Origin of the sequence: Bifidobacterium pongonis (genome assembly GCF_019331805.1) — a bacterium.
Classification (GTDB): Bacteria; Actinomycetota; Actinomycetes; order Actinomycetales; family Bifidobacteriaceae; genus Bifidobacterium; species Bifidobacterium pongonis.
This window is the reverse complement of sequence record NZ_JAHBBE010000035.1, coordinates 17,362-27,619: the sequence shown is the minus strand read 5'-3', so window position 1 is coordinate 27,619 and position 10,258 is coordinate 17,362. Positions and strand designations below refer to the sequence as shown.

Genomic DNA, 10,258 nt, shown 5'->3' with positions numbered 1-10,258 from the left:
GCGAACGAATGGTCGAACCGCCGCTACCTGGACATGTCCCGGCTCGATGACAACCTCGTGGAAGCGAACTGATCATCGCGCCATGGACGGCCATGATCCAAAGTGCGCAACTTTTCGGGCACTACCCGAGATCGCCGATGACGGATTCCTCGCAAGACTCAACCGCCACGAAGAATCGTTCTGCAGCGGAGACCTGCTCAAGGTAAACCTGGAAACGGAACAATACGTACGCGACGGACGCCTCGAAACCGGACACAGAAGAATCACCAAGGTAATCGAACACATCCCCATCGAACAGCAGCCGACACTCGGCATATGACAGACCCCGGCGCTCGCGGTATGCGGACGGCCGGGGTCTTTTTTTATTGCACGCACACGCCGGAATCATAAAGCAGTTGCCGGTAGTCGTTCAACACCTGGATGGTGACGCCCAATTCCACGGCCATCATCCACATGTTGCCCTCGTACACCTCCTCGGCCATGCCGTAATCCACCGGCGAGATCAACGCCAGCGCCGTCTCCCTACGGCAACGGCGCTCGCATTTGATTCCGTATTGGCTGCCGCATCCGGAATCGTGGTATTTCGCGTGTATGAGCTCGTGGCACAATGTGCAGCGGCGCTGGCGCTGGTTGAGCCAGTCGGCCAGCAGGATGAGTCCGTGCCGGTCGTCGTACAGGCCGCATATGTCGCGTGGGAGGTCCGTCGATTCGACGGCCAGCCCCATCTCTCCGGCCCGCATATACAGGCGTGCGATCTCGTTCCCTCTCAATGGCCTCTTTCCATTGCTGTTCCAGATATAAAGGAAATAACCGCTTATAAATACTTATAAAGGGTTATAAAGCCTTATAAAATGACATGAATCACGCTCAGCCCATCCCGTAGGCCTTCCCATTTGCCTGTTCCTTCGTCCAGCCTCGGTATCGGGCAGCGCGTTCTCGTCATGTTCGACTGCCTATGCGGCCAGCTCCTGCGGGGCCCTCTTTGCCAGCTGCGAATACGGGATCACGCTTACTCCGCAGTTTGCGAACGCTTCGGACGCCCCGTCCTGCAGCGGGCCTTCGCGGTCGTCTCCGATGACCACGAGCTTCGCATCGGCGCGTTCCTTGGCCTTGCGCGTGTCCTCCCAACCCCACATGATGTTCCTTACGGCGTCCTTGTCGAACTTGTTCGGAGCCTGGCAGAACCTCGTCGGATGGTTTGCGCTGCGCTGGAAGATGAAGTCGAAGCTGTGTTCGTATCGCGACACCCCGCGGATGCCGACGCTTGCCGTATAGAACACGTTACATCCATCCAGCACGATGGCCACGTCATCCGCGAAGTATTCCGCAACCCTCCGCTGCGCGGCCTCCATCATGGACCCGACGCCGATGAGGGCCTGCGCGTAACGGTTCATGGCATCGCCGCGTCTTCCATCCGATTCGAGCACTATTTCGTCGTTTTTGATGCCTGCACCGTATTTGCGGGCGATGCGTTCCATGCGCTCGCGCCTCGCCTCTGTGATTGTGACGCCGTTCTGTCGGAACGATTCGAGTGTGTACCCGTCGTCGGTGAACATGATGCGATCGCCGGCGGTCTTGGCATAGAAGATCAGGTCATCGTTGGAGTGGTCGAACATCGGGAGCGTTATCTCCTTCCACTCTCCGAGGTCCTTGGCAGAGGACTCGTGCTTGAGCCATTCACCATACTCCTCGATGAGCTCGTCGGGCTTGATGCTCTCGATGCTGTTCATATCAGGCTCTCCTGGAAGACTGGTCTCTTGATCACGTTGAACTTATCCAATAAGGCTATGGTAGCGTCCACGAATCCATCAGACTCGAGATCGGCCGGATACGCCACCAAATCATCGTCTCCCTCCTTGTACACATGCCAGTGAGTACCCGATATTCGTGTGCCGTCGGGATTGTTGTGCGTTCCGCTGTTGACGCATAAGCGTATCAGCGGAATTCCCAGTTTCGTGATGCGGGCTGATATCTGATGCCTTGCTGCGTTCTTGGTTCCTTGGAAGACGGCGATGGTGAATTTCTCCCCGTCGTCGGCTCTCACGTGGAATTCCGCGTTATGCTCGCCGGCCGCCGGCATACGGAACACATCCTCCACGGCGTTCTTGACGGCCGTGATAAGCCGTTCGGCCTCCTCCTGCGAAAGAGTGAACCTCGGCTTCCTATTCTTCCTCGACATGTCAGATGCTCCTCTCATTCGCCGTGTTCTTGGAACTCGACTCGTCTGTCGTGATTCCATCAGCATCTGCGGCAACCGGCGACGCGTCGTCGGATCTTCTCTCTTCTAGCTGTTTCCTGAGCGTCGCCTTGAGCTTGGTGAAGCCTATTGACATCAGCGTGAACGGGATGGCGAAGACGAGCATGACTGGTCCGAAGAAGCACATGAGAATGGTGAACGCGGTCAGCGCGTACGTCACCCAGAGAAGGACGTTATATGCCTTGTACTGGATCTCGAGCTGCTTCAAAGTCTTTGGCCGAGGCTGATGTGGCGTGCTGCCTGCGGATGGGGGAGTATAACTCGCCTGCTGCTTGCTTTCGACAGTTGACCTCCGCTGCGGAGCGGTGTTTCTTTTCGTCTTCGGATTGATGGTATATGAGACGCCCTTTGCCACATGGACGGTCTTACGTCCCCTCGAATTGACTGTGACCGGTCCCATCTTCACAGACGTGCTGACGCCTCTTTTACCGATATTCACCCGGACGTTCTTGCCCAGGCTGATCCTGCGATTGACCCTGAAACCCATTATTCACTCCTCTCACTCATCGGGAGTCTCGGCTTCGAGGCGCGCGTTCGGATCACTGTTGGCGGCCACGTCGTAGTCCTCCGGGCGGGCGGCGATACGGTCGATGAGATCATCGGCGATCTGGGCTTGGCGCTCGCGGGCTTCCTCCGGCGCTCCCAGCTCGTCAAGCAGCCTTTTATACGAGGCGTCGACGACGGCTTTGGGGTCAGCTCCGATCAATTCGCAAGTGTTCAAGAACGCCTCCAGCGGCATTGATGGCTTTGCATTGATCCATTTGGAGTATCCGCCTTTGGAATGTCCAAGAATTTCAGCGACTTTCGTCTGCGAAATGGAATGTTTTGCGAATTCACCTTTTAGCTCGAGCCCTACTAGCTGCGCAAAACGCTGGCTCCTATATTCTCTGCTATCACTCATGTAAGCATTATATTGCTCGATTTAAGTAACGGCAATTCCATATATGGTCATTTGTTCCACAAATGAGAAACGCCAAAGTTGACAGACTCTCATTCGTGCATTAGTGTTACTCACATGAGTAACGTTAGTTTACAAACATGGTTCGGTAGCAATGCCGAAAAAATCATCAGAACCAAGGGCATGACCAAGCGTGCCGTGTCCGAAAAATGCGGAATCCCGTACAGCAGCCTCAACGCCGTGCTGAAGGGCTATCGATCGGTCACCCTCAACACGATCATCGCCCTCTCTGAAGCGACCGGAGAATCGCCAAGCGCTTTCCTCCCACCTCAATTCAAAGAGCAGTCGGCGCTCGCCGACGCATGAATCGAAAGGAGAATCCGAAATGAGCATCAATATTCCGGCCGAGACGCCGGACGAATCCACGAACCCGATCTCCGTCGAGGAGTTCGAACGCCTGCACCCGGCGATGCTGGGCGCGATAAGGAAAGCCGTCCGCAAGGAACTGGAATTCTTGCACGCGGACGGCGATTCCGAAAATGGCCAGAGAGCTTTTAAAAGAACTGTTCTTAGCTCCTCAAATGTTTCACGCACGCTCGATAAGCGTCGGAACCATCATCGATGACGTCGAGGCTCATTGTGGTACCACAATGCAGAGAAACGGTGATGATGTTCTCTTTGCCATCGTCAGTGCTCGCAATGAAGGTTTTGCGTTTGCGCTCACCGGGTTTCATTCCTCTCAGAATCTCCTCGATTTCGTCGAACTGCTCGACAAGAAAATCAGGAGCACCAGGAAGAACAACCCCGTCAATTTTAAGAATGCTCTTATCCATTTCACCTCCTTTCACGCTCGTATTGAACATCACAAGCATATGCAAAGGAGCGATGAAAAAACCAAGGAGAATCCAAATGAACAACGAAATACAGAGATTCGATTTCAAGGGCGCCGCGCTGCGCACCCTGACCGACGAGGCGGGGGAGCCTTGGTTCGTACTCAAGGATTGCATGAACATCCTTGACCTCGGTAATCCAACCGAGACTGTCAAAATGTTTGATGAGGACGAGTTCAGTACTGCTGAAGTCATCGATTCGATTGGCCGTCGGCAGCAGGCGTACATCATCAGTGAGCCTGGCCTGTATCGTCTGGTCATGCGCTCGAGGAAGCCGGAAGCTCACGAGTTCCAGCGTTGGGTGACGCATGAGGTGCTGCCCCAGATCCGCAGGACAGGCGGCTACATTCCCGCCACAGACACGGACGATGACATGACCATCCTCGCGAAGGCCGTGATGATCGGCCAACGCACCATGGAAGCGCAGAAGCAGAAGATCGCCGCCCAGCAGACGCGCATCGACGAGCTCCAGCCGAAAGCCTCCATGTGGGACAACTTCGTCGACATCCCCGACGTGCTCTCCGTGGGCAACAGCGCGAAACTGCTCAGCAACCTGGGCAGGCCCATCGGCCGCAACACCCTGTTCTCCTGGCTCGAACACAACGGGTGGGTCTTCCGCGAGAACGGCCACTGGAGCGCACGCCAGAACCGCATCGACGCCGGCCACCTCGTCATGGTCCCGCCGAAGACCCACGGCACCCACGGGGACGGCACCACATTCAGCTTCGCGCCGACCGTGAAAATCACCAGGAAGGGACTCGGCCTGATCGCCCGACGCATGAACGAGGCCACCCTCCAGCTCGAATACACGAAAGCGGGCGCGTGATGCCGGTCGACAACTCTCTTATTCCGTGCCGTATCGACAAACCGAATCCGTTCGAGGCGATGTTCGCGCTGATCTACATGGGTGTCGGAGCGTTCTGCCTGATTGCCGGCCTCCGGCGGATGGAACGTTGGGAGATCCTTTTCGGATTCGCGATGCTGATGGTCGCCTCGCAGGCATCCAACAAGTTTCTCGCGCGCAAGCGGCTCTATGAGGACTTCTTGGTGTTCTACAAGCCGTCGGAAGTCACCCAGGAAGCTGAAGGAAAGATGCCCCGGACGCGACAAGCTGACGGGCGCCCTCGGAAAGAAGCGCTGAAATGAACGGTTTCGCTATCTTGCTCTTCAGACTCTCCCATACCGTGGGCTTCCCGGTCTGTGATTCCGCCATGTACAGCACTCCGAACAGGACCTGCAGAGAGACCTTCAGGTCGAACTCTTTCCCGGCCGTGTATTCGTCGAGGTTGCGTCTCGCTTCGGAGATGAGGTCCAGTACGTACACTCGCAGCGATGTCGGCAGACTGTCATCCTCTCGGACCGCCTTCAACGCCTCGTCCAGGAACTCGGAGATCGTCTTGCGTTCCTCTTCGGCGATGGAGATCGGTAGCGCTGGCGACTTGTCGGCGATGATCTCCAATGCCTGCGCCTCGGCCGCATCCAGAGGGATATCCCGTTGCTGGGAAGTCGAGAAACCGGCCCAGTATCCGGTTCCCGAAGAATTTGTGTACGACTCCCACAGTTTCTGCCATATCTGCGGCATGACGCTTTTCGTCGTGCCCAACCGTCTGACATTCATCTTGATCAGATTGTCCAAGCACGTTTCGGCGTCATGCATCCTGCTGAACGATGTGGATATCCCATCGTCGAATCCATCGTCCCTTTCCTCGATCTTGAAGAACTGCAGCATGTACTCGGCTGGGTTCATTGATTCTTCTCCTAACTGTTCGGCCCGCACGTCGCATATGCGGGATGACACCGATTTTAGGAGAGGGCCGGGCGGTTCTCCTAACGCCGCCCGGCATCACACACGCAAAGGAGGCGCGTGATGACCCCGCAAACCGAATTCAAGGACCCGAGCCGCGTACCGCTCGGCGAACGGCTCGCCTGGAGCCCGGAACAGGCGGCACAGGTGTACAGCCTCGACCCGCGCGGCCTGCGCCACGCGATCGACGTCGGCGACCTCGACAGCTTCCGCGCGCCAAACAGGGAAGGCAAGCCGGGACGCAGAAAAGTCAGCAAGACAGCGATGGAACGCTGGATCAGATCAATGGAGGAATAAACATGAACAGCAACATCGGAAGGAAATGTGTCGAGGCCGTCATAGAGGACATGGGAGATCCCGCAGGCGACACAATCACGGCGGCGAACATCGAGGTCAGGCCCTCGCTGGGCACCGTGCACGCCGACGACGCGGACATCGACATCGAATCGATCGTGGCCATCGTCATCGACGTGATCAGGGGGGAGCTGTGATGGATTCAATGCCTTTTGCCGTTGGTCAGGCGCTGCTCGACTTCGTCGTTGCGTCTCGCGCCGAGCTCCGTGGTGTAGGCGACGTGGACCGTCACGCGGCAGGATCCACGTCCGAGGTAGGCGAAGCCGGGCTGGGCGTTCAGACGGTCGATGCCGGCCTGGTCTTCGAGTATCTGCTGGGAGAAGAACTCGCTTTCGAGTGCGATCTCTCCGAACGGCGCAACCTCGTCGACGCGCCGCTTCGCAACGGTCTGGTCTTTGAAACGGACGAACGCGGCCACGTCTCGTGCCGTATTGGGGCAATCGTTGACGAGGAAGACGGTCGAGGTATCTCCATCGTATTCGACCCGCCACTTGTGGACCGTCTGGTCGGCGGTGACGGACAACGCCCGCTGGCTGATCGAGTTCGCGTCTGCAGCTATCTCGTTCGCCTTTCCTGCAAGGCCGTTGGCCCGCTCGGCGACGAGCTTCGATTCGGCGGCGATCCTGTTGGCTTCCTCGGCCGAGCCGTTGGCCTCCTTCGAGAGCTTGTTGCCGCGGCGCGTCTGGAGCAGGGCGACGCATCCGGTGACGCCGCCGGCCACGCCCGTGACGGCGCCCACGACGCCGGTGATCACATTGATGTCCATGCCATGGATTCTACGAACGGAGGCGAACGATGAGACACGCGGACACGCCCAGGCCCCTCACCGAGGCGCAGCGCACGCAGAAGACCGTCTGCTGCATCATCCTCTCCGCCCTCACGGCCGCCATCGGCATCTGGGGCGTCCTGTGGACCCTCGCCGCGCTCCTCGACGGCGCGCTCAGCATCCTCCACATCCTCGCCGCCATCACCGGCGGCATCCTCTCCGTCACCTTCCTCGACATCGCGGAACACGAGACGGAAGGCAAATGAAGACCCGCCCGCGCTTGTCGTCATGGGCGCGGGCGCCCAGGGGCGGATGCACGGTTCGCCGCACGCCGAGATCGCGCGACTTCCTTCCAACCATCACATTGGGCGCGGCAAAGGCGTGCGCCCGGTCCGAATCCGGGCCGCCCCACGAAACACAACCATCCACCATCAACGAAAGGAACACCGATGCCACACGACTCCAACGACATCGACACCAGGGACACCACCGACCAGATCGGCCTGTGGACCATCCGCAGGGACAGCCTCGGCTCCACCATCCGCATGCTCACCGCCATCGTCGGCGAATTCGACCAGCAGCCGAATACCGGCAGCGACCCCTACCGGATCGCCTGCGCAGCCGCAGACAGCCTCATCCGACTGTCCAATGAGATCGACTGGAAGCTCGAACGGCTCCAACAGCTCCTGAAGGAAAAGGACGGCGAGTGACATGGCAGGGGAGACCGTCATCACCATCATCGGCAACCTCACCGCCGACCCAGAACTGCGCACCACATCCACCGGGGCAAGCGTGTGCGGCTTCACCATCGCCAGCACCCCACGCACCTGGAACCGCCAATCCGGCCAGTACGAGGACGGCCAGCCGCTCTTCCTCCGCTGCTCCGCCTGGCGCGAACTCGCCAACCACTGCGCCTCCAGCCTCGCCAAGGGCATGCGCGTCATCGCACAGGGACGACTCCAGCAACGCTCCTACCAGGCACAGGACGGCACCAACCGCACCGTCTACGAGATGCAGGTCGACGAGATCGGCCCATCCCTCAGATACGCCACCGCCCAGGTCAGCCGCACAAGCCACACGCGCGGCCAAGCCGGCAACACCGGCAACGGATACGCGGGCGGCGCAACCGGATTCGCCCCCGCCGCACCCACGCCCGGAAGCCCCGAGGACCCATGGGCGTCCAGCGGCCCCGCATTCGGGGCGCCCGGCACACAAGCCGAGGAGGAACCCGAATTCTGATGGGCGTCTACAACACCATCCTCCACGACCCCGCGCTCGCCGCCGAGATGAGACGCGCCCAAGCCAGGACCGACTACCGCAGCGCACTCGCCGACAACCCGAAACCCCAGAAAACCAAGCCGAAAACCACGAAAGGAAAAACCGCCATGCCACGTAGAAGCAACCAGGAACTCACGGAACTCTCCGAACGCAAATGGAGCGACCTCACCCCCGGCGAACGCAAAAGCGCCCGCACATGGATGCGCCGCCAACACGACGACGACACCGCCCTCGACCTCGAAGCCATCGACCTGCTCGAACACAACCAGCACATCAGCATCGCCCGCGCCTACGCCATCCTGCGCACCGTCGCCGACCACGAACCCACGGAAACCTCCAAGTCCGAACCCGAACCACTGGCCACGGCCACCGAAGCCGCAGCCGAACACGGGAAGCCCGCCGACGAACTCCAGGCGCTCGCCGGCGAGAACGGCATCCGATGGCTCGACGAATGGCCCGAGGACGCGAGCACCGCCCACATGGCAGTCGGCCACTGGCAGGGCGTCGCCGCCGCCCTCCGAAGGACCGGCAGGCCAGCGGTCATCGCCGAACACGTGCCCCGCAAACGAGCCATGGGACTCGCCCGCACGATCAACAAGGGGCTCAGCGGCACATGGAGCCCCAGGGGCGCGTACAGGGCCGCGCTGCGCCACGGCGAGGACGGGGAGCAGGTCATCGCCCAATACATCGGGGGAGCGGAATCATGAGCACGCCCGACATCACCATCCGCAGGACCATCACCATCCGCATCCCCGGGGCCGAATGGTGGACGCAGAACAGGCGCGGCCACTGGCGCGCGAAATACCGGCGAACCAGCGCAGTCAGACGCCGCGCCCTCATCGCCGCACGCGACGCCCTCAACAGAGGCTCCCTCGGCACGCCGACCGCATGGCCCGTCCGCGTCATCGCAACCATCCACCCGCTCACCCACGGGCGCTTCGACCCCGAGAACGCCGCCCCCATGGTCAAGGCCATCATCGACGCGCTCACCGACGCCGGCATATGGCCCGACGACGACAGCACCCACATCACCGGCCCCGACTACCGGCCGGGCGAACCAAGCCGCGAAAAAGGCTGGTACGCCATCGACATCACCATCATCCAAGGAGAAGCATCATGAGCATGAAGGCAGTGCTGTGGGCGCTCTACGACGTCCCGCAGGAAAAGGTCAGGGGAGCGGCGCTCCGAACGCTGCTCGTCCTCGCGGACCACGCCGACACCAAGGGCAAGGGCGCCTACCCGTCGCAGAAGCGGCTGTGCGCCCTCACCGGCTACAGCCGCCGCACCATCCAGGAAACCCTCAAGGACCTCGAAAACGAAGGACTGATCCACCGGGGCGACCAGCGGCTCGTCAGCCACGTCGCCGCCAACTACCGCCCGATCGTCTGGGACCTCGGCATGGACGCCCGGAACGACAGGGGCGCAAAAACTGCGCCCCTGAAAAAACAGGGGACAGACGCGCAGAACACCGCGCCCCTAGGGGCGCAATCAGGGGCGCAGAAAAACGACGGTAGGGGCGCAATCAGGGGCGCAGTATGTCTGCGCACAGAACCTAATAAGGAAGAACCATTTATAGAACCGAGAGAGAGTAACGCGCGCGCGAGGAAAATCGGCGACTGGAAACCCACACCCGAACACCGCGCGCTCGCCGCCCGGCTCGGACTCGACTGCGAGGCCGAAGCCGCCAAATTCACCGACCTCGCACTCGACCAGGACGCCGAAAGCGCCGACTGGGACGCACGCTTCCGCAACTGGCTCCGCCGCGGACACGAACTCGGCATCACCCACACCACGACAGGCACCGGCACCACCCACCGGCACACCTGGAAATGCGCCCACACCCTCCAGCTCCTCCAACGCGACGAAACCGACGCGCTCTGCGACGCGCTCGCCTGCACCGTCGCCACCGCCCTCAACGAGGGGGCCGACCCGCAGACCATCACCCGGGCCGTACGCGACGGCGACATCGGCCGACTGCGCGACCTCACCTGGGAACCCGCATAAACCACAC

Annotated in this window: 20 protein-coding genes and 1 pseudogene; 13 read left to right on the top strand and 8 right to left on the bottom strand. The window is 60.4% G+C overall.

Going from position 1 to position 10,258, the window contains the following annotated elements; genetic code table 11:
* A pseudogene (locus KIH75_RS10155) lies at positions 1-319 on the top strand (hypothetical protein); the annotation flags it as partial.
* A 43-nt stretch (positions 320-362) separates the two neighbouring features.
* Here KIH75_RS10155 and KIH75_RS08570 read toward each other — a convergent pair.
* The 5 genes from KIH75_RS08570 to KIH75_RS08550 form a co-directional block, all read right to left on the bottom strand.
* The gene (locus KIH75_RS08570; protein WP_236028173.1) at positions 363-770 is read right to left on the bottom strand and encodes an ImmA/IrrE family metallo-endopeptidase; all 408 of its coding nucleotides are present in this window, start codon (positions 768-770) and stop codon (positions 363-365) included.
* 183 nt (positions 771-953) lie between these two features.
* Positions 954-1,730, bottom strand: coding sequence for a DUF1829 domain-containing protein (locus KIH75_RS08565; protein ID WP_219056306.1), 777 nt, complete (start codon positions 1,728-1,730; stop codon positions 954-956).
* The gene (locus tag KIH75_RS08560; RefSeq protein ID WP_003816213.1) at positions 1,727-2,179 is read right to left on the bottom strand and encodes a DUF6978 family protein; all 453 of its coding nucleotides are present in this window, start codon (positions 2,177-2,179) and stop codon (positions 1,727-1,729) included. The genes KIH75_RS08565 and KIH75_RS08560 overlap by 4 nt, the downstream gene beginning before the upstream one ends.
* Before the next feature lies 1 nt (position 2,180).
* Positions 2,181-2,744 (bottom strand): DUF4236 domain-containing protein, encoded by a 564-nt coding sequence (locus KIH75_RS08555; protein ID WP_219056305.1) that lies wholly within the window; start codon positions 2,742-2,744, stop codon positions 2,181-2,183.
* 12 nt (positions 2,745-2,756) lie between these two features.
* Positions 2,757-2,978, bottom strand: a complete 222-nt coding sequence (locus KIH75_RS08550) for a hypothetical protein (RefSeq protein WP_219056309.1) — start codon at positions 2,976-2,978, stop codon at positions 2,757-2,759.
* A 294-nt stretch (positions 2,979-3,272) separates the two neighbouring features.
* Between KIH75_RS08550 and KIH75_RS08545 the strand changes: the two genes are divergently transcribed.
* Both KIH75_RS08545 and KIH75_RS08540 read left to right on the top strand, forming a co-directional pair.
* The gene (locus tag KIH75_RS08545) at positions 3,273-3,521 is read left to right on the top strand and encodes a helix-turn-helix transcriptional regulator (RefSeq protein ID WP_219056304.1); all 249 of its coding nucleotides are present in this window, start codon (positions 3,273-3,275) and stop codon (positions 3,519-3,521) included.
* Positions 3,522-3,540: 19 nt separating this feature from the next.
* Complete coding sequence (locus tag KIH75_RS08540) at positions 3,541-3,780, top strand: hypothetical protein (RefSeq protein ID WP_169079975.1); 240 nt, start codon at positions 3,541-3,543, stop codon at positions 3,778-3,780.
* Here the strand turns inward: KIH75_RS08540 and KIH75_RS08535 are convergent.
* Positions 3,725-3,988, bottom strand: coding sequence for a hypothetical protein (locus tag KIH75_RS08535; protein WP_169079973.1), 264 nt, complete (start codon positions 3,986-3,988; stop codon positions 3,725-3,727). The genes KIH75_RS08540 and KIH75_RS08535 overlap by 56 nt on opposite strands.
* Positions 3,989-4,064: 76 nt before the next feature.
* On the opposite strand from KIH75_RS08535, the gene KIH75_RS08530 reads away from it, so the two are divergent.
* Positions 4,065-4,871, top strand: coding sequence for a phage antirepressor (locus tag KIH75_RS08530; protein WP_236028171.1), 807 nt, complete (start codon positions 4,065-4,067; stop codon positions 4,869-4,871).
* Positions 4,871-5,191 (top strand): hypothetical protein, encoded by a 321-nt coding sequence (locus KIH75_RS08525; RefSeq protein WP_219056303.1) that lies wholly within the window; start codon positions 4,871-4,873, stop codon positions 5,189-5,191. Before KIH75_RS08530 ends, KIH75_RS08525 begins: the two co-directional genes overlap by 1 nt.
* On the opposite strand, the gene KIH75_RS08520 is transcribed toward KIH75_RS08525, so the two are convergent.
* Positions 5,115-5,792, bottom strand: a complete 678-nt coding sequence (locus KIH75_RS08520) for a hypothetical protein (protein WP_219056302.1) — start codon at positions 5,790-5,792, stop codon at positions 5,115-5,117. The two genes, KIH75_RS08525 and KIH75_RS08520, sit on opposite strands and share 77 nt — an antisense overlap.
* A 120-nt stretch (positions 5,793-5,912) precedes the next feature.
* On the opposite strand from KIH75_RS08520, the gene KIH75_RS08515 reads away from it, so the two are divergent.
* Both KIH75_RS08515 and KIH75_RS08510 read left to right on the top strand, forming a co-directional pair.
* Positions 5,913-6,146: a DNA-binding protein gene (locus tag KIH75_RS08515; protein WP_219056301.1), complete on the top strand. Its 234-nt coding sequence runs from the start codon at positions 5,913-5,915 to the stop codon at positions 6,144-6,146.
* A gap of 2 nt (positions 6,147-6,148) precedes the next feature.
* Positions 6,149-6,340 (top strand): hypothetical protein, encoded by a 192-nt coding sequence (locus KIH75_RS08510; RefSeq protein WP_169079963.1) that lies wholly within the window; start codon positions 6,149-6,151, stop codon positions 6,338-6,340.
* Positions 6,341-6,345: 5 nt separating this feature from the next.
* Here the strand turns inward: KIH75_RS08510 and KIH75_RS08505 are convergent, their stop codons facing one another.
* Entirely contained in the window at positions 6,346-6,969 is a 624-nt protein-coding gene (locus KIH75_RS08505; RefSeq protein ID WP_169079961.1) for a hypothetical protein, read from the bottom strand.
* 29 nt (positions 6,970-6,998) lie between these two features.
* On the opposite strand from KIH75_RS08505, the gene KIH75_RS08500 reads away from it, so the two are divergent.
* The 6 genes from KIH75_RS08500 to KIH75_RS08475 all read left to right on the top strand — a co-directional run bounded on the left by KIH75_RS08500 (position 6,999) and on the right by KIH75_RS08475 (position 10,251).
* A complete protein-coding gene (locus tag KIH75_RS08500; RefSeq protein ID WP_169079959.1) occupies positions 6,999-7,235 on the top strand; it encodes a hypothetical protein in 237 nt (78 codons plus the stop codon).
* 183 nt (positions 7,236-7,418) lie between these two features.
* Positions 7,419-7,679, top strand: coding sequence for a hypothetical protein (locus KIH75_RS08495; protein ID WP_219056300.1), 261 nt, complete (start codon positions 7,419-7,421; stop codon positions 7,677-7,679).
* A gap of 1 nt (position 7,680) precedes the next feature.
* Complete coding sequence (locus KIH75_RS08490; RefSeq protein ID WP_219056299.1) at positions 7,681-8,208, top strand: single-stranded DNA-binding protein; 528 nt, start codon at positions 7,681-7,683, stop codon at positions 8,206-8,208.
* On the top strand, positions 8,208-8,954 hold the full coding sequence (locus tag KIH75_RS08485) for a hypothetical protein (protein ID WP_219056298.1): 747 nt from the start codon (positions 8,208-8,210) through the stop codon (positions 8,952-8,954). The genes KIH75_RS08490 and KIH75_RS08485 overlap by 1 nt, the downstream gene beginning before the upstream one ends.
* A complete protein-coding gene (locus KIH75_RS08480) occupies positions 8,951-9,367 on the top strand; it encodes a RusA family crossover junction endodeoxyribonuclease (protein WP_219056297.1) in 417 nt (138 codons plus the stop codon). The genes KIH75_RS08485 and KIH75_RS08480 overlap by 4 nt, the downstream gene beginning before the upstream one ends.
* Positions 9,364-10,251, top strand: a complete 888-nt coding sequence (locus KIH75_RS08475; protein WP_219056296.1) for a helix-turn-helix domain-containing protein — start codon at positions 9,364-9,366, stop codon at positions 10,249-10,251. The genes KIH75_RS08480 and KIH75_RS08475 overlap by 4 nt, the downstream gene beginning before the upstream one ends.
* The last annotated feature ends 7 nt before the right edge of the window (positions 10,252-10,258 follow it).

Coding starts and splice junctions, on each gene's coding strand:
- KIH75_RS08565 (WP_219056306.1), bottom strand. CDS start 1,730: ATGAACAGCATCGAGAGCATCAAGCCCGACGAGCTCATCGAGGAGTAT.
- KIH75_RS08560 (WP_003816213.1), bottom strand. CDS start 2,179: ATGTCGAGGAAGAATAGGAAGCCGAGGTTCACTCTTTCGCAGGAGGAG.
- KIH75_RS08555 (WP_219056305.1), bottom strand. CDS start 2,744: ATGGGTTTCAGGGTCAATCGCAGGATCAGCCTGGGCAAGAACGTCCGG.
- KIH75_RS08545 (WP_219056304.1), top strand. CDS start 3,273: ATGAGTAACGTTAGTTTACAAACATGGTTCGGTAGCAATGCCGAAAAA.
- KIH75_RS08540 (WP_169079975.1), top strand. CDS start 3,541: ATGAGCATCAATATTCCGGCCGAGACGCCGGACGAATCCACGAACCCG.
- KIH75_RS08535 (WP_169079973.1), bottom strand. CDS start 3,988: ATGGATAAGAGCATTCTTAAAATTGACGGGGTTGTTCTTCCTGGTGCT.
- KIH75_RS08530 (WP_236028171.1), top strand. CDS start 4,065: ATGAACAACGAAATACAGAGATTCGATTTCAAGGGCGCCGCGCTGCGC.
- KIH75_RS08525 (WP_219056303.1), top strand. CDS start 4,871: ATGCCGGTCGACAACTCTCTTATTCCGTGCCGTATCGACAAACCGAAT.
- KIH75_RS08520 (WP_219056302.1), bottom strand. CDS start 5,792: ATGAACCCAGCCGAGTACATGCTGCAGTTCTTCAAGATCGAGGAAAGG.
- KIH75_RS08515 (WP_219056301.1), top strand. CDS start 5,913: ATGACCCCGCAAACCGAATTCAAGGACCCGAGCCGCGTACCGCTCGGC.
- KIH75_RS08510 (WP_169079963.1), top strand. CDS start 6,149: ATGAACAGCAACATCGGAAGGAAATGTGTCGAGGCCGTCATAGAGGAC.
- KIH75_RS08505 (WP_169079961.1), bottom strand. CDS start 6,969: ATGGACATCAATGTGATCACCGGCGTCGTGGGCGCCGTCACGGGCGTG.
- KIH75_RS08500 (WP_169079959.1), top strand. CDS start 6,999: ATGAGACACGCGGACACGCCCAGGCCCCTCACCGAGGCGCAGCGCACG.
- KIH75_RS08495 (WP_219056300.1), top strand. CDS start 7,419: ATGCCACACGACTCCAACGACATCGACACCAGGGACACCACCGACCAG.
- KIH75_RS08490 (WP_219056299.1), top strand. CDS start 7,681: ATGGCAGGGGAGACCGTCATCACCATCATCGGCAACCTCACCGCCGAC.
- KIH75_RS08485 (WP_219056298.1), top strand. CDS start 8,208: ATGGGCGTCTACAACACCATCCTCCACGACCCCGCGCTCGCCGCCGAG.
- KIH75_RS08480 (WP_219056297.1), top strand. CDS start 8,951: ATGAGCACGCCCGACATCACCATCCGCAGGACCATCACCATCCGCATC.
- KIH75_RS08475 (WP_219056296.1), top strand. CDS start 9,364: ATGAGCATGAAGGCAGTGCTGTGGGCGCTCTACGACGTCCCGCAGGAA.